11 protein-coding genes are annotated in these 16,720 nt (G+C 67.9%); 7 read left to right on the plus strand and 4 right to left on the minus strand.

Annotated features, from left to right (window positions below):
* Positions 1-16: 16 nt before the first annotated feature.
* Both ACSFA8_RS12050 and ACSFA8_RS12055 read right to left on the minus strand, forming a co-directional pair.
* Positions 17-487 (minus strand): cyanophycin metabolism-associated DUF1854 family protein, encoded by a 471-nt coding sequence (locus ACSFA8_RS12050; protein ID WP_435479730.1) that lies wholly within the window; start codon positions 485-487, stop codon positions 17-19.
* Positions 484-2,763 (minus strand): cyanophycin metabolism-associated ABC transporter, encoded by a 2,280-nt coding sequence (locus ACSFA8_RS12055; protein ID WP_435479731.1) that lies wholly within the window; start codon positions 2,761-2,763, stop codon positions 484-486. The genes ACSFA8_RS12050 and ACSFA8_RS12055 overlap by 4 nt, the downstream gene beginning before the upstream one ends.
* Positions 2,764-2,890: 127 nt before the next feature.
* Here ACSFA8_RS12055 and ACSFA8_RS12060 point away from each other — a divergent pair, with 127 nt between their 5' ends.
* The 5 genes from ACSFA8_RS12060 (at position 2,891) to ACSFA8_RS12080 (ending at position 9,117) form a co-directional block, all read left to right on the plus strand.
* Positions 2,891-5,131 (plus strand): cyanophycin synthetase, encoded by a 2,241-nt coding sequence (locus tag ACSFA8_RS12060; protein ID WP_435479732.1) that lies wholly within the window; start codon positions 2,891-2,893, stop codon positions 5,129-5,131.
* A gap of 3 nt (positions 5,132-5,134) precedes the next feature.
* Complete coding sequence (gene cphA, locus ACSFA8_RS12065; RefSeq protein ID WP_435479733.1) at positions 5,135-7,702, plus strand: cyanophycin synthetase; 2,568 nt, start codon at positions 5,135-5,137, stop codon at positions 7,700-7,702.
* A 245-nt stretch (positions 7,703-7,947) separates the two neighbouring features.
* Positions 7,948-8,355 carry a hypothetical protein gene (locus tag ACSFA8_RS12070; RefSeq protein WP_435479734.1) on the plus strand — a complete coding sequence of 136 codons (408 nt, stop codon included), beginning with the start codon at positions 7,948-7,950 and terminating at the stop codon, positions 8,353-8,355.
* Between the two features lie 31 nt (positions 8,356-8,386).
* Entirely contained in the window at positions 8,387-8,764 is a 378-nt protein-coding gene (locus ACSFA8_RS12075; protein ID WP_435479735.1) for a hypothetical protein, read from the plus strand.
* 101 nt (positions 8,765-8,865) lie between these two features.
* Positions 8,866-9,117, plus strand: a complete 252-nt coding sequence (locus tag ACSFA8_RS12080) for a hypothetical protein (RefSeq protein WP_435479736.1) — start codon at positions 8,866-8,868, stop codon at positions 9,115-9,117.
* A gap of 458 nt (positions 9,118-9,575) precedes the next feature.
* Here ACSFA8_RS12080 and ACSFA8_RS12085 read toward each other — a convergent pair whose 3' ends face one another.
* Both ACSFA8_RS12085 and ACSFA8_RS12090 read right to left on the minus strand, forming a co-directional pair.
* On the minus strand, positions 9,576-10,892 hold the full coding sequence (locus ACSFA8_RS12085) for an ABC transporter ATP-binding protein (RefSeq protein ID WP_435479737.1): 1,317 nt from the start codon (positions 10,890-10,892) through the stop codon (positions 9,576-9,578).
* 24 nt (positions 10,893-10,916) lie between these two features.
* Entirely contained in the window at positions 10,917-12,644 is a 1,728-nt protein-coding gene (locus ACSFA8_RS12090; protein WP_435479738.1) for an ABC transporter permease, read from the minus strand.
* 124 nt (positions 12,645-12,768) lie between these two features.
* On the opposite strand from ACSFA8_RS12090, the gene yccS reads away from it, so the two are divergent.
* Together yccS and ACSFA8_RS12100 are read left to right on the plus strand one after the other, a co-directional pair.
* Complete coding sequence (gene yccS, locus ACSFA8_RS12095; protein WP_435479739.1) at positions 12,769-15,051, plus strand: YccS family putative transporter; 2,283 nt, start codon at positions 12,769-12,771, stop codon at positions 15,049-15,051.
* Between the two features lie 160 nt (positions 15,052-15,211).
* On the plus strand, positions 15,212-16,369 hold the full coding sequence (locus ACSFA8_RS12100) for an alpha-hydroxy acid oxidase (protein WP_435479740.1): 1,158 nt from the start codon (positions 15,212-15,214) through the stop codon (positions 16,367-16,369).
* Positions 16,370-16,720 lie beyond the last annotated feature (351 nt).

Raw genomic sequence — 16,720 nt, forward strand, 5'->3', positions numbered from 1 at the left:
CCCGGGCGCACCTGTCCTAGAGAAAGCGCTCCAGCAACCTGCGCGAGCCGCGGTCCAGCGCCTTGACGTCGGGAATCCGGAACTGCACGCCGTGCGCGCTGCCGATAAGAAGCGCGCCGCCTTCCAGCCTGCGGATGTCTTCCTCGGCCTTCAGCACGAATTCGGTCTCGCCGCGATCGGTGCTCACATGCCAGGTGCTCGGCACGCCAAAGCTCGACACGCGATGCAGCTTCTGGAGGGTCGGTGCAAAGTCGCGCGCCGCCAGGTCGGCGTCGAGGGTGGCGCGCATGGCGGCCGGCAGCTGGTCGATGCGGTCGATCCAGACCTGCTCCCGGCCGTCGCTGCCGACCAGCGAGAGCCCCTGATCCGGCGCCGTCAGGGGAAACGCGCGAACGGGCACGATGCCCACATGGCGCTCGCCTTCGGCGTCGATCAGCACCAGCCGTCCGAAGTCGTCGCGCTCGAGTTGAAAGTTCGTCGTCGTCATGCTTCCCCCGCCGGATGCGCCGCATGCGTGTGCAGGACCGCCGCGACCGCGCTGCGCTCGGCGGCTGCCGCGTTGGTGTCTTCCTCGTCGGCCTGCCGCAACTGGGCCTGGTAGAGCCGCCAATAGGCGCCCTGCTTTTCCATCAGCGCGTCGTGCGGCCCGACTTCGACCACCTCGCCACGATCCATCACCACCAGACGATCCGCCTTGCGCAGCGTCGACAGGCGGTGCGCGATCGCGATCGTGGTGCGGCCCTTCACCAGGTTGTCGAGCGCCTTCTGGATTTCCTTTTCGGTCTCGGTGTCGACCGCCGAGGTGGCCTCGTCGAGGATCAGGATGCGCGGATCGATCAGCAGTGCCCGCGCGATGCTGATGCGCTGGCGCTCCCCGCCCGAAAGACCCTGGCCGCGTTCGCCCACCAGCGAGTCGTAGCCATGCCCCAGGCGCAGGATGAAGTCGTGCGCATGGGCTGCACGAGCCGCCGCGACGATCTCCTCGCGCGTCGCCTCGGGCTTGCCGTAGGCGATGTTCTGCGCAATGGTGCCGAAGAACAAAAAAGGCTCCTGCAGCACCAGCCCGACATGGCGCCGGTAGTCGGCCACGGCAAAGCGGCGGATGTCGGTGCCGTCGACCTTGATGGCACCGTCGGTCACGTCGTAGAAGCGGCAGATCAGGTTGACCAGCGTGCTCTTGCCCGAGCCGCTGTGGCCGACCAGACCGATCATCTCGCCGGGCCGGATCGTCAGGTCGAGATCCCTGATCACGGCGCGCGAGCCGTAGCGAAAGCCCAGGCCCTTCATCTCGATCTGCCCCTGCAACTGCTCGACCTTGACCGGATTCGCCGGCTCCGGCACGTTGCTCACGTGGTCGAGGATGTCGAAGATGCGCTTGGCGCCGGCGGCGGCCTTCTGCGTGACCGAGACGATGCGGCTCATCGAATCGAGCCGCGTGTAGAAGCGCCCGATGTAGGCGATGAAGGCCGTCAGCACCCCGACCGTGATGCGCCCGCGCGCCACCTGCCAGATGCCGAAGCCCCAGACCACGAGCAAGCCGATCTCGGTGAGCAGCGACACGCTCGGCGTGAACAGCGACCAGGTCTTGTTGAGCTTGTCGTTGACCTGGAGGTTGTATTTGTTGGCTTCGCGGAAGCGGTCGGCCTCGCGCTTTTCCTGCGCAAAGGCTTTCACCACCCGGATGCCCGGAATGGTGTCGGCCAGCACGTTGGTGACCTCGCTCCAGACGCGGTCGATTTTCTCGAAGCCGGTGCGCAGCCGGTCGCGCACGACATGGATCATCCAGGCGATGAAAGGCAGCGGCACCAGCGTGACCACCGCCAGCAAGGGGTTGATCGACACCAGGATCACCGCGGTCATCGCGATCATCAGCACGTCGGTGAGAAAGTCGAGCGCGTGCAGCGACAGGAACACGTTGATGCGGTCGGTTTCGGAGCCGATGCGTGCCATCAGGTCGCCGGTTCGCTTGCCGCCGAAATAGTCGAGCGGCAGGGTCAGCAAGTGCTCGTAGGTGGTGGTGCGCAGGTCGGCGCCAATGCGCTCGGACACCAGCGCCAGCAGGTAGGTGCGGGCCCAGCCGAGCGCCCAGCCTGCCAGCGCCGACGCCAGCAGCGCCGTGAGGAACATCGCGACCTTGCCGACCGCAATCTGCTGCCCGTTCTGGAACGGGATCAGGATGTCGTCCATCAGCGGGATGGTCAGATAGGGCGGCACCAGCGTCGCCGCGGTCGAGGCGAGCGTCAGCAGGAAGCCGGCAATCAGTTGCTTGCGGTAGGGTCGGGCGAAACGGCCCAGACGCAGCAACACCCATGTCGACGGCGGGGTTTGCGCTTCGGTTTCACCGGCCGCGATGTCTTCGCGCTCGGCCGCGTCGGCCGCGTCGGCTGTCACCTGCGCGACGCTGGCCGAGCGCTGCTCGAACAGCTTGAGCAGCCGCAAGGCCGCCGTCTGGTGCACCAGGGTGTAGCGCCAGCGCGCCAGCAGACCCTGGGCGCCGGTCAGATCGAGCGTTCCGAGGCCCGCGTGGTCGTGCAAATGCAGCGCCAGCCCGGATTCGGCGAGCTGCCAGTCGTGCCACCCGCCGGCCGGGTCGCGCGCGATCAGGCGGGTTTCGGTCAGCGCCAGCACGCCGTCTGCAAACAGAAGTTCCGCGTCGAGGTCAACCGCGAGCGTTGCCAGAACGTTTTCCGCGACTGTGAGCCGGCTTTTTAAAGCCGCCCCTGCTTCGCCCTCCGGGGTGCCGACTGGATCGTGATGTTGCATTGTGTTTCTGTGTCTCTGGCCCACTGCAGGCCCCCTCATGGCACCCGACGGGCGCCGATTCTGACCGATGACAATGGGCGCGCTTGAGAGCGCCTCCGTGCTCGGTCAAAGCACATCGAACGTTTCCATGACCCATTTCGACGACATCCAGCTGCTGCGCACCCACTATTTGCGCGGCCCGAACCTCTGGACCTACCGCCCCGTGCTTGAAGTCTGGCTCGATCTGGGCCGGCTCGAGGACTTCCCTTCCAACCTGATTGCGGGCTTCACCGAGCGCCTGACCACGCTGCTGCCGGCACTTATCGAGCATCACTGCGGCGTAGGTGAGCGCGGCGGCTTCATTCAGCGCCTGAATGAAGGCACCTGGGCCGGCCATGTGCTCGAGCACGTGGTGATCGAGCTGCTCAACCTGGCCAGCATGCCGACCGGCTTCGGCCAGACCCGCAGCACCTCGCGGCACGGCGTCTACCGCATGGTGTTCCGCGCGCGCGACGAGCAGGTCGCCCGCGCTGCGCTGACCGAAGGCCACCGCCTGCTGATGGCGGCCATCAACGACGACCCGTTCGACGCCGCCGACGTGCAGCGCGCGGTCGACGCAGTCAAGGCCAAGGTCGAAGACTGCTACCTCGGGCCAAGCACCGCCTGCATCGTCAGCGCGGCTACCGACCGCGGCATTCCGCACATGCGGCTGAACAACGGCAACCTGGTGCAACTGGGCTACGGCGCCAACCAGCAGCGCATCTGGACGGCCGAGACCGACTACACCAGCGCCATCGGCGAATCGATCGCGAGCGACAAGGAGCTCACCAAGTCGCTGCTCGCCAGCTGCGGCGTGCCGGTGCCGGAGGGCCAGGTCGTGGCCACGGCCGCAGAAGCCTGGGAAGCGGCCGAAGACATCGGCCTGCCGGTGGTCGTGAAGCCGTCCGACGCCAACCATGGCCGCGGCGTCTCGCTCGAGCTGCATACGCGCGAAGAGGTCGAGGCCGCCTTCGCGGTGGCCGAGCCAGAAGGCAGCGACGTGATGGTCGAGCGCTTCATCCGCGGCTCCGAGCATCGGCTGCTGGTGGTCGGCGGCCAGGTTGTTGCGGCGGCGCGCGGCGAGATCATCACCGTCACCGGCGACGGCAAGGCCACCGTGAGCGAGCTGGTCGACAGCCAGCTCAACAGCGATCCGCGCCGCGGCGTCGAAGAAGAATTTCCGCTCGATTTCATCGATGCCGCAACCGACGCCAAGCTGAAGCTCGAACTGCAACGCCAGAAACTCGACGCTGCGGCCGTGCCGGAGGCGGGCCGCGTCGTCACGATCCAGCGCAACGGCAACCTCGGCGTGGACTGCACAGACCAGATCCATCCTGAGGTCGCGCATGCGGCGACGCTGGCCGCCCGTGTGGTGGGGCTCGACATCGCCGGCATCGATCTGGTTGCCCAGGACATCTCCCGGCCGCTCGCCGCGCAGGGCGCCGCGATCGTCGAAGTCAACGCCGGCCCCGGCCTGCTGATGCACCTGAAGCCGGCGGTCGGTTCGCCGCGCCCGGTGGGCCGTGCGATCTGCGACCACCTGTTTCCGGACGACGCGCCGGGCCGCATTCCCGTGGTCGGCGTGGCCGGCTCGCAGGACACGGCCGTGCTGGCGCGGCTGGTCGCCTGGCTCCTCAATCTGGGCGGCCGCCACACCGGCCTGGCCTGCCGCGACGGCCTGTTCCTCGAACGCCGCCGCGTCGACGCGCGCAACAGCGCCAACTGGGAAGCCGGCCACCGCCTGCTGGTGAACCGCGCGGTGCAGGCGGTGGTGATCGAGAACGGCGCCGAAACCATCCTGCGCGACGGCCTGGCCTACGACCGCTGCGAAGTCGGCATCGTGACCGACCTCGAAGGCGCGGGCGCGCTGGCCGAATACGACATCACCGAGAGCGACCAGCTGGTGAAGGTGCTGCGCACCCAGGTCGACGTGGTGCTGCCCGAAGGCACGGCCGTGCTCAACGCGGCCGACCCGCGCGTGGCCGGCCTGGCGCCGCTGTGCGACGGCGCCGTGATCCTCTACGCGTCCGACGCGACCGCGCCGGCGCTGGAGCCCCATCAAGCCGCCGGCGGCAAGGCCGTGCTGGTGCGGCAAGACCGTGTGGTGCTGGCCAATGGCAGCAGCGAATCGTTCCTGCCCGGGCTGGGCCGGCTCACGGTCTGGCGGGCCAACCATGCGGGCGTGAGCATCGACAGCCTGCTGGCCGCCGTGGCCGCCGCCTGGGCGCTCGGCATTCCGCTCAACCTGATCGGCGCTGGCGTCGAAGCCTTCGAATCCGACCTGCAGGCCGGGCTCGCGTCGCTGCAGCTGTCGCAAACCATTCCCTTGCCGGACAAACAACTCGCCTGATCCATGGAAGTCACCCGCATCCGCGCCCTGCGCGGCCCCAATCTCTGGAGCCGCCACACGGCCATCGAAGCCATCGTGGCCTGCCGCGGCGACGAAAACGCCGTACCGAAACTGCCCGGCTTCGAAGCGCGGTTGCGCGCGCTGTTTCCGATGATCGGCGAACTGCACCCGATCGTGCTGGGCCACCCGCTGGCGCTCGCCCACGTGCTCGAAAACGCGGCCATGGCGCTGCAGACGCAGGCCGGCTGCCAGGTGAGCTTCGGCCACACCGCGCCCACCCCCGAAGAAGGCGTCTACCAAGTCACCGTCCAGTACACCGAAGAGGCGGTCGGCCGACTCGCACTGAAGCAGGCCGAGCAACTGATCGAGGCCGCGCTCAACAACACGGCGTTCGATCCCGTCGCGGCGATCACCGAACTGCGCGACCTCGACGAATCGGAGCGTCTGGGCCCGAGCACGGGCTCGATCGTCGACGCTGGCGTGGCGCGCGGCATTCCCTACCGCCGGCTCACCAGCGGCAGCCTGGTGCAGTTCGGCTGGGGCGCCAAGCAGCGCCGCATCCAGGCGGCCGAGATCGACAGCACCAGCGGCGTGGCCGAGTCGATCGCGCAGGACAAGGAACTCACCAAGCAGTTGCTGAATGCCGCCGGCGTGCCGGTGCCGCTGGGCCGGCCGGTGGCCGACGCCGACGACGGCTGGGCCGCCGCGCTGGAGATCGGCCTGCCCGTGGTGGTCAAGCCGCAGGACGGCAACCAGGGCAAGGGCGTCACCGTCAACATCACGACGCGTGAGCAACTGACCGCAGCCTGCGAGTCCGCCGCCCGCTACGGCGAAGTGATGGTCGAGAAGTTCCTGCCCGGCTTCGACTTCCGCCTGCTGGTGGTCGGCGACAAGCTCGTCGCCGCGGCGCGGCGCGATCCGCCGCAGGTAATCGGCGACGGCCGCAGTACGGTGCGTCAGCTGGTCGAGACGGTGAACCTCGACCCGCGCCGCGGCGAAGGCCATGCCACCTCGCTCACCAAGATCCGGCTCGACGACATCGCGATCGGCCGGCTCGAAGCCCAGGGCCTCGCCCCCGACAGCGTGCCCACGCGCGGCCAGCGCGTGGTGCTGCGCAACAACGCGAACCTCTCGACCGGCGGCAGCGCCACCGACGTGACCGACACCGTGCACCCCGAGATCGCGGCGCGCGCGGTCGACGCGGCGCAGATGGTCGGCCTGCACATCTGCGGCGTAGACATGGTGTGCGAGAACGTGTTGCGCCCGCTCGAAGAGCAGCATGGCGGCGTGGTCGAGGTCAATGCCGCGCCCGGGCTGCGCATGCACATTTCGCCGTCGTTCGGACGCGGCCGCGCGGTCGGCGAGGCCGTGATCGACACCCTGTTCGCGCCCGGCGACGACGGCCGCATCCCGGTGGTCGCCGTGACCGGCACCAACGGCAAGACCACCACGGCGCGGCTCATCAACCATCTGCTCGCCTCGAGCGGCCTGCGCACCGGCATGACCAACACAGACGGCGTGTGGGTCGATGGCCGCCAGACCGACAGCGGCGATTGCAGCGGCCCCAAGAGCGCACGCAACGTGCTGATGCATCCCGATGTGGATGCGGCCGTGTTCGAAGTGGCGCGCGGCGGGGTGCTGCGCGAAGGGTTGGGCTTCGACCGCTGCCAGGTGGCGGTGGTCACCAATGTCGGCAGCGGCGACCATCTTGGCCTGAACTACATCACGACGGTGGAAGACCTGGCCGTGCTCAAGCGCGTGATCGTGCGCAACGTGGCCAGCGACGGCTATGCGGCGCTCAACGCCGCCGATCCGAACGTGGCCGCGATGGCGACCGGCTGCCCCGGCAGCGTGATCTTCTTCGCCGCCGATCGCCAGCACCCGGTGATGGCCACGCACCGCGCCCAGGGCAAGCGCACGGTGTACGTCGACAACGACATGCTGGTCGCGGCCGAAGGCTCGTGGCGGGAGCGCGTGCCGCTGCGCGATGTGCCGATCACGCGCAATGGCACGCTGCCGTTCCAGGTCGAGAACGTGATGGCGGCGGTGGCCGCGGCCTGGGCCGTGGGCCTCGACTGGGACACCATTCGCAGCGGCCTGTCGAGCTTCATGAACGATCCGGCCGGCGTGCCCGGACGCTTCAACGTGATGGAGTTCCGCGGCGCAACCGTGATCGCCGATTACGGCCACAACACCGACGCCATGAAGGCACTGGTCGCCGCCGTGGACACCATGCCGGCGAACAAGCGCTCGGTGGTGATCAGCGGCGCCGGCGACCGGCGCGACTGCGACATCCGCGACCAGACCGCGATCCTCGGCGAAGCCTTCGACGACGTGATCCTCTACCAGGACGCGGCCCAGCGCGGCCGCGCCGACGGCGAGGTGATGGCGTTGCTGCGCCAGGGCCTGCAGGGCGCGCGCCGCACGCAGCAGATCGACGAGATCCGCGGCGAATTCATCGCGATCGACGCCGCGCTCGAGCGGCTGCAACCGGGTGACCTGTCGCTGATCCTCGTGGATCAGGTCGAAGAAGCCCTGGCGCACCTGGCCAAACGCATCGCGGCTGGCTGACGCTGCGTTTTCAGCGCCTAATCTGATGCGAGCGCCCGTCTGCCGGGCGCTTGAAGCTATCTTTTTGATAGCAAATCAGCCACAACCGGAACAGCGGAGGCGGCGCTGTCCGACATGGATCCCCGCGTCAGGAGCGCCGATGACGCCCGGCCGTCCCACAGCCGCGTCCGCCATCGGGCCCCACATTGGTGAATCTGGCGGGCCAGCCCGCCTCGCTTTCATCCACATGAAGAGGAAAAACGCCCATGAAAACAACTCGAACATTTGCGTCAGCCGCGCTGACCGCGCTGGCTTGCCTGTCCTTCTCCGCCAGTGCACAGACCAGTGCGCCTCCAGGATCGGCCGCCCGGATGCAAAGCGAGCGCGCCACCTGCGACGGGGTGCAGCAGGACAAGGCGGCCTGCCTGCGTGAAGCCGGTGCGGCGCGCCAGGAAGCCGGCCGCAGCGGCCTGACCAGTGCCGGCCCGGGCGGCAACGAATCGAACGCGATGGCGCGCTGCCAGTTGCAGCCGATGGCCGATCGTGCCGATTGCGAAGCGCGCCTGCGGGGCGCTCCCGGTAGCAGCACCACGACCAGTGGCAGTGTCATGGGCGGCGGCGTGATCCGCGAAACCGTTACGCCGCTGCCGGCTACGCCGGCGCCCGCACGTTGATGCGATGCCCATCGATCGAAAGGAACACACCATGTTCAGATTGACCCATTCGGCCCTCGCCCTTGTGTTGGCAGCGGGTGCCGTCACTACTGCAACCGCGGCCCCGCCGCGCGGCGGTTCCGCTACCTACCAGCAGGAACTCGCGGTCTGCGGCCACATCCAGCAGGATCGCGCCGCGTGTATCCGTGAGGCCGGCGCTGCGCGCCAGGCTGCCGCAACAGGTCAGTTGACCAGCGCGCCGGACTACCGGCAGAACGCGCTGGCCCGCTGCCAGCTGCAACCGGTCAGCGACCGCAGCGCCTGTGAGGCGCGCGTCATGGGCACCGGCGATACCGGCATTCAGGGCAGCGTGCTCGGCGGCGGCCTGATCCGCGAAACGGTCACGCCGATTCCTGCGCCGCTGCAATAAGACCCGCGGCGTGACGGCCGGGGCTGTCACGGGACTGTCATAAAACTCCGGCGACTGCTAGCTATAGTTCTCGATTCATTTCGTCAATCGAGGTTACTCCTATGAACGCCATCAAGGCCGCACGTCGCTTCATCGAAGCGGATTCGGACAACGAATCCGCAAAGATCCTGGCTCGGCTGGTGTTGGCGCTGGAGTCGGAGCGCAGCTTCGAACTCGTGGCGCTCTATGACCTCGACTACAAGAGCTTCCAGCTGGCCATCGACATCCTGCGGGAATGGCGCCTCGATCGCTATTACGCGAGCAAGTCCAAGCTCTACGACATTTCGCTGCAGGTCGACGAACTCGAAAGCTGATAGCAAGTCGGGTTCAGCCTTGGGAATCTAGCCCTTTGCCGAAGGTACCGCGTTGCCGGGGCAGGCTTATTGCGCTGGTGCCTGCGGCTTGACGGTTCGGGCTTGACGTTTCGGGGTAGGCCGCTGGCGGCGGGTGGGCCCCTTCCGCGAATGTCCCCCGGGCTTCGCCCTCCTCCTTTATTTCGCTGCAGGGGCCACCCACCACCAGCGGCCAGGGCACGCTCTGCATGTTCAGCGCGAAACGGTCACATCGCTTCCAGGCTCAGGGCGGTGGGGCACGCTGCGCAGCGAAATAAAGGAGGAGGCCGCAGGCCGGGGGACATTCGCGGAGCAGCGTGCCCCGCCGCCCTGAGCCCACCCCGGAACCGAAGCGCCCCGATCCGCGCCGGAACCACAGCGCCCTGATCCCGCCAGAGCGCGTCTCGGCGTCTTCGCGAGCCGGCAGCCAGCTTCCGCGCCTATGCAGCTGGCGCGCTCGCAGCCGGTGCGTCCGGTTCCGGCAGATGGATCAGGCCGGTGTGGAAGTCGTACTCGAACACCTCGCCGTAGCGGCCCCATTCGATCGCGGTGCGCAGCACACGCTCGGCTTCGGCTGCGTCCATGCTTTCCCGCAGCAGCGCGAGGAACGGCTCCTCCGGCAACTCACCGGAGGCATCCTGCTCCAGGCTGTGGCGAATGTGCGCGGCCAGCGGCACATGCTCCAGCAACTGCTGGCCAAACAGGCGCTGCCGCGCGATGTGCAAACCCTCCACGTAGCGCCGGCCGAGCGGCGTCAGGAACAGGTCGCCGTCGGCCAGACGCGCCAGGTTGAGCAACGACAGCGCCTGTGCGTTCGGCAGCAGATCATGGTCGGCCAGTCCGGATTCTTCCGCCAGGCGCGGCAGATCGGCCCGGCCCTGGAATCCGTTCTCTGCCAGCAATTCCAGCAGCGCCTCCATGTGGCTCACGTCGCCGTCGGGCAGGCGATCTGTCAGGCTGGCGCGCGCAGGCCCCGGCGCGGCGCGGGCACCTGCGCCGGCCGTCATCAGCGCATAGATTTCGTCGACGAGCACGCGCACGCCGGGGCTGTCGGCATCTCTCGGGCGCGGCAGGCTGATCGCCAGTTCCACCCGAACGCGGCCCGGATCGCTCGCGAAGATCAGCACCCGGTCGGCCATGAGCACCGCCTCTTCGATGTTGTGCGACACCACCAGCATCGACTGGGTCGGCATCGCGCCGCTGTCCCACAGCTTGAGGATGTCTTCGCGCAGCCGTTCGCCGGTCAGGACATCGAGCGCCGAAAAAGCCTCGTCCATCAACAGCACCTCGGGCTCGACCACCAGCGCACGCGCAATGCCCACGCGTTGGCGCATGCCGCCTGACAACTCGCGCGGCAGCGCGCCCTCGAAGCCCGCGAGACCGATCAAGGCAATGGCCGCTTCAGCCCGACGCGCGCGCTCGGCTGCAGCCACGCCGCGCGCCTCCAGGCCCAACTCCACGTTCTGTTGCACTGTCAGCCAGGGGAACAGCGCAAACGACTGGAACACCATCGCGATGCCGCGTGCCGGTGCATAGAGCGGCTGGCCGCGGTAGCGCACCTCGCCCGCGTCCACGCCGATCAGCCCGGCCAGGATGCGCAGCAGCGTCGACTTGCCGGAGCCCGAAGGCCCCAGCAGCGCGACGATTTCCCCGGCGTGGAGCCGGAAGTCGACCTGCTCCAGAACAGGCCGTGCAGCGCCGTCGGCCGAACGGAACGACTTGCCGACGCCGGTGAGTTCAATGATCGGATTGCCCATTTTTTTCGAAGGTACGGTGGATGCTCAGAAGTGCATCCGGTTTTCGGCGAGCTGGTAGAGCTTGCGCCACACGAAATGATTCAGCGCCATGACAAACACGCACATCACGCCGATGCCCAGCGCGATCCGCGGGAAGTCGCCCACCGCCGTCATGTGCGCGATGTAGCTGCCGAGTCCCCGTGCCTGCAGCGTGGTGTCGCCCCAGGTCACGTACTCGGCCACGATGCTGGCATTCCATGAGCCGCCGCTGGCCGTGATGGCGCCGGTCACGAAGCTCGGGAACACCGCCGGCAACAAATAGCGCCGCCACTTCAGCCAGCCGCCGAGGCCGAGGTTCTGCGCGGCATAGCGCAGCTCCGTCGGCACGCTCGATGCACCGGCGATGACGTTGAACAGCACATACCACTGCGTCCCCAGCACCATCAGGGGCGAGAGCCACACATCCGGATTGAGATGCCAACGCACGATGAAAAGCACGGCCACCGGAAACATCAGGTTGGCCGGAAAGGCCGCCAGAAACTGGGCCGCCGCCTGCAGCCGGCCGGCCCAGCGCGGATTCATGCCGACCCACACGCCGACCGGCACCCAGATCAACGCCGCCAGTGCAACGAGAACGAGGACGCGGCAGAGCGTGTAGAAGCCAAGCCCGAACACATGCGCCGCTTCGCCCCACCCTACCTCGGTGTGGATGAAGCGCACCAGCCAGAGAACCGACAGCAGCACGGCCGCGGCAAGCAGCGCATCGCCGACACGCGCCGCCGCCGCGCCCGCCTTGCGTGGACGCGCGCGGATCGAGGTGCCGTCATGCCGGCGACGGAACCACGGCATGGTGCGATCCAGCAAGGCGGCGACCCCGCTTCCGACGAGGCGCAGGCGATCGGTGCGGCGCAGCCACGTCAGCAGCCAGGAGTCAGGCGTGTCGCCGCTGCTGCCCTCCTCGAAGCGGAACTTGTCGGCCCAGGCCACCAGCGGGCGGAAGAACAACTGGTCGTACAGCACGATGCCTATCAGCATGCCCAGAATGGCCCATCCGATGGCGCCCAGGTCGCGGGCCTCGATCGCCAGGGCGATGTAGGAGCCCACGCCCGGCAGCTTGATGTTCTGGTTCGATACCGAGATCGCCTCCGACGCGACCACGAAGAACCAGCCGCCCGACATCGACATCATCATGTTCCACAGCAGCCCGGGCATCGCGAACGGCAACTCCAGCCGCCAGAAGCGCTGCCAGCCCGACAGCTGAAACACATCGGCCGCCTCACTCAGCTCGGCCGGCACCGTGCGAAGCGACTGGTACAGGCTGAACGCCATGTTCCAGGCCTGCGAGGTGAAGATCGCGAAGATCGCCGCACACTCCACGCCCAGCAGGTTGCCGGGAAAGAGCGCGATGAACGCGGTGACGGTGATCGACAGGAAGCCCAGGATCGGTATGGACTGCAGCACGTCCAGCAAAGGCACCAGCACCCGCTCGGCAGCCCGGTACTTGGCCGCCAGCACGGCGAACACGCACGCGAACACCAGCGACGCACCGAGCGCCAAAAACATCCGCAGCGTGGTCCGAAGCAGGTAATACGGCAGATGCAAGGGGTCGAGGCTCAGCGGCAGCGCCTGGCCGAGCTGATACGGCCGCGCCATCTGCGAGCCGCCGAAAGCCAGGCCGAACAACAGCGCCAGCACCAATGGCAGCAAGGCCCAGTCCCACCGGTTGCCACCGGCCTCCACCACCTGGCGCGGGAAGAAACGTTTGTCGATCATGGTTGTCGCGGAAAGAAGCGCCGCGCGCCATTCAGCCCCGGGCAGAGGGCAAGAATATGCCAGCCCCTACCTGACCAATCCATGACGAGCGGCGGCATGATCGTTGCGTTCGACACCCGTTCTCATGCCGACTTCGACCCTCTCCATCACCCTGCGCCGCCTCTGGGCACTCAACAGCTTCGCCTACAGCATCCGTGTGGCCATCGCACTCGCGGTGCTGATGGCGGGCTGCTGGTCGCTCGACCACATGCCGGCCGTCGTGCCGTTGTTCCTCGGTGTGGTGGCCTGCGCGCTGGCCGAGACCGACGACAACTGGCGCGGCCGGGCGCAGGCGCTGCTGCTCACACTGGCCTGCTTCGCAGCGGCCGCTTTCGCCGTGCAGGCCGTGTTTGCCCAGCACACGGCGTTCGTCGTGGTGCTGGTGGCCGCCACCTTCGGACTCACCATGCTCGGCGCGATCAGCCGGCGCTACCAGGCCATTGCCTATGGCACGCTGATCCTCTCGATCTACACCGCGATCGGCATGGACCAGCGCGGCGATGCCGGCCAGGCCTTCTGGCTCGAACCCGCGCTGCTGTTGGTCGGTGCAAGCTGGTACGGCCTGCTCTCGGTCATCTGGTGCGCGCTGTTCCTGCACCAGCCGGTGCAGCAGAACCTGGCGCAGCTGATGCGCGAGCTCGAGCGCTACCTGCGGCTCAAGTCGACGCTGTTCGAGCCGGTGCGCGACCACCAGGGCGAAGTGCGGCGCATCCAGCTTGCGCAGCAAAGCGGGCGCGTGGTGATGGCGCTGAACCAGGCCAAGGAGACCATCTTCAACCGCGTCGATGCCACCCGGCCCGGCAGCCGCATGAAGCAGTACCTGCACCTGTACTTCATCGCGCAGGACATCCATGAGCGCGCGAGCTCTTCGCACTACCCCTACGACGCGCTGATCGAAGCCTTTTTCCACAGCGACGTGCTGTTCCGCTGCCAGCGCCTCATGCGCGTTCAGGGCCGCGAGTGCGGCGCGCTGGCACGCGCCATCCTGCTGCGCGTGCCTTACGTGAAAGGCGACGAAAGCGCAGCCGCATTGCAGGATCTGCACAGTTCCATCGACCAGTTGCAGTCGCACCGGCAACCGCAATGGGCCGGCCTGCTCGGTTCCCTGAACGCGCTGGCCGACAACCTCGGCACGCTCGATGCGCAGCTGGCCGAAGCGGGGCAGCCCGAAGCGCCGGTTGGCGCCCACGACGGCGCGCTGTACGACCGCACGCCGCGTTCGTGGGCCGATGCGCTGGGCCGGGTGCGCGAGCAGTTCAGGCTGTCGTCGCCACTGCTGCGCCACGCCTTGCGGCTGAGCCTCGCATTGGCGCTGGGGTATGTGCTCATGAGCACGATTCATGCGCGCCAGGGCTACTGGATCCTGTTGACCACGTTGTTCGTGTGCCAGCCGAACTTCAATGCCACGCGCCAGCGCATGCTGCAGCGGGTGAGTGGCACCTTCCTCGGCCTGGCGATCGGCTGGGCCCTGTTCGACCTGTTTCCGAGCCTGCTGCTGCAGGCCATGTTCGCGGTGGTGGCCGGCGTGGTGTTCTTCAGCACGCGCACCACGCGCTATACAGTGGCCACGGCCTCGATGACGCTGGTGGTGCTGATGTGCTTCAACCAGACCGGCGACAGCGGCGTGCTGATCGTTCCGCGCATGGTCGACACCCTGATCGGCAGCGCACTGGCAGGCGCGGCCGTGTACTTCATCCTGCCCGACTGGCAGGGGCGCCGGCTCGATGCGCTGGCCGGCCGCGCGCTGGCGGCGCTGGCCGTCTACCTGCGCGAGCTGACCGCCCAGTACCGGCGCGGCCGCCTCGACGACCTGGCCTACCGGCTGGCACGCCGCAACGCGCACAACGCCGATGCCGCGCTCTCGACCGCCATGACCAACCTGCTCGCCGAGCCCGGCGGGCGCGCGCACGAGGGCGACCGCGGCCTGCGCTTCATGGTGCATTCGCACACCGTGCTCAACTACTTGTCGGGCCTGGGTGCCCATCGCTCGCAACTGGCCGAAGACGTGGCATCCGCCAACCTGCTGGAGAGCGCCGACCGGATCGCGACCTTGCTGAAAACGCTGGCCGACAGCCTGGTGCAAGGCCAACCACACGTGCCCGAGGCCACCGCCCTGCAGCAACTCATCGAAGGCCTGCCGGCCCTGCCCGACGGCGCCGACGCCGCGCAGCGGCTGGTGGCCGAGCAACTCCGGCTGATCGGCGGCCAGCTCGCGCCCCTCAGCCGCGCCGCTGCCGCACTGGCGACTGACGCGATAGCCACGATAGGCACGATAGCCAGCGACGATGGCGGCGATCGAAACGCCGGTGCGCACGGGCTCGCCGAAGCCGGCACCATCAAGGCTTCGATTCCGGAGCAAAAACCATGAAGACCTTTCGACGCCTCATCGGCGCCGCCATTTCGCTCGGCGGCGTGGCGGTACTGATCTCGCAGTTCCTGTAGTCCGCGAGCTCGCACGGGCGATTCGGTGTAGTGAGGGTGTTGATAATGGGCGGCTGCACCCCGAGACAGCACCCAAGGAGACCCCCGTGCCCGACCTTTCCAGGATCACCTGCATCGAAGACCTGCGCGTGGTCGCCCAGCGCCGCGTGCCGCGCATGTTCTACGACTACGCCGACTCCGGCGCCTGGACCGAAGGCACCTACCGCGCCAACGAAGACGACTTCCGCAAGATCAAGCTGCGCCAGCGCGTGGCGGTGAACATGGAAGGCCGCAGCACCAGCAGCACCATGGTCGGCCAGGAGGTCGCCATGCCCGTGGCCATCGCGCCGACCGGCATGACCGGCATGCAGCATGCCGACGGCGAGATCCTCGGGGCGCGTGCGGCCAAGGCCTTCGGCATCCCGTTCACGCTCTCGACCATGAGCATCTGCTCGCTCGAGGACATCGCCGCGGCCACCGGCAACCACCCTTTCTGGTTCCAGCTCTACGTGATGAAGGATCGCGACTTCATCGAACGCCTGATCGACCGCGCGAAAGCGGCCAACTGTTCGGCGCTGCAACTCACGCTCGACCTGCAGGTGCTGGGGCAGCGTCACAAGGACATCAAGAACGGCCTGACGGCACCGCCGAAACCGACCATCGCCAACCTGATCAACCTGGCCACCAAGCCGCGCTGGTGCATGGGCATGCTGGGCACGCAACGCCGCAGCTTCGGCAACATCGTCGGCCACGCAAAGAACGTGGGCGACCTGTCGTCCCTCAGTTCCTGGACGGCCGAGCAGTTCGATCCGACGCTGAGCTGGGCCGACGTGGAGTGGATCAAGAAGCGATGGGGCGGCAAGCTGATCCTCAAGGGCATCATGGACGTCGAAGACGCGCGGCTCGCCGCCTCCAGCGGGGCCGATGCGCTGATCGTCAGCAACCACGGCGGCCGCCAGCTCGACGGTGCGCAGTCTTCCATCGAGGCGCTGCCAGCCATCGCTGAAGCGGTGGGCACCGAGATCGAGGTCTGGATGGACGGCGGCATCCGCAGCGGGCAGGACGTGCTGAAGGCCCGCGCCCTGGGTGCGCGCGGCGTGCTGATCGGCCGCGCCTTCCTGTATGCACTCGGCGCCTACGGCGAAGCCGGCGTGACGCGCGCGCTGCAGATCCTGCACAAGGAACTCGACATCACCATGGCGTTCTGCGGCCGCACGCAGATCGACGAGGTGGACTCGAGCATCCTGCTGCCGGGCACGTTCTGAACGGGCACCGCTGACCCGGTCGCGCCGGAGCGCGGTGCGGCGTTGGCTGAGCGCTTCGGTTCAGGGGCGGGCTCATGGCGGCGGGGCACGCTGCTCCGCGAATGTCCTCCGGCCTGCGGCCTCCTCCTTTATTTCGCTGCGCAGCGTGCCCCACCGCCCTGAGCCTGGACGCAGCGTGACTGTTCGCGCTGATCACCACGAGCGTGCCCTGGCCGCTGGTGGTGGGTGGCCCCTGCAGCGAAATAAAGACACCGTTGTGCCTGTCAAGCGGTGCCCGTCAAGCGCAAGCCGTCTTGCGGTAGTTCGCATCGAAGGGCTTGCCCGACCTCAGGACGCCGTAGGCGATGGCCA

It is taken from the genome of Variovorax nitratireducens (genome assembly GCF_051216545.1).
Lineage (GTDB): Bacteria > Pseudomonadota > Gammaproteobacteria > Burkholderiales > Burkholderiaceae_C > Variovorax.

Excerpts from the sequence above, each read along its gene's own strand:
- ACSFA8_RS12075 (WP_435479735.1), top strand. The coding sequence starts at position 8,387 with ATGTTCAGATTGACCCATTCGGCCCTCGCCCTTGTGTTGGCAGCGGGT.
- ACSFA8_RS12090 (WP_435479738.1), bottom strand. The coding sequence starts at position 12,644 with ATGATCGACAAACGTTTCTTCCCGCGCCAGGTGGTGGAGGCCGGTGGC.
- ACSFA8_RS12050 (WP_435479730.1), bottom strand. The coding sequence starts at position 487 with ATGACGACGACGAACTTTCAACTCGAGCGCGACGACTTCGGACGGCTG.
- yccS (WP_435479739.1), top strand. The coding sequence starts at position 12,769 with ATGCCGACTTCGACCCTCTCCATCACCCTGCGCCGCCTCTGGGCACTC.
- ACSFA8_RS12055 (WP_435479731.1), bottom strand. The coding sequence starts at position 2,763 with ATGCAACATCACGATCCAGTCGGCACCCCGGAGGGCGAAGCAGGGGCG.
- cphA (WP_435479733.1), top strand. The coding sequence starts at position 5,135 with ATGGAAGTCACCCGCATCCGCGCCCTGCGCGGCCCCAATCTCTGGAGC.
- ACSFA8_RS12080 (WP_435479736.1), top strand. The coding sequence starts at position 8,866 with ATGAACGCCATCAAGGCCGCACGTCGCTTCATCGAAGCGGATTCGGAC.
- ACSFA8_RS12070 (WP_435479734.1), top strand. The coding sequence starts at position 7,948 with ATGAAAACAACTCGAACATTTGCGTCAGCCGCGCTGACCGCGCTGGCT.
- ACSFA8_RS12060 (WP_435479732.1), top strand. The coding sequence starts at position 2,891 with ATGACCCATTTCGACGACATCCAGCTGCTGCGCACCCACTATTTGCGC.
- ACSFA8_RS12085 (WP_435479737.1), bottom strand. The coding sequence starts at position 10,892 with ATGGGCAATCCGATCATTGAACTCACCGGCGTCGGCAAGTCGTTCCGT.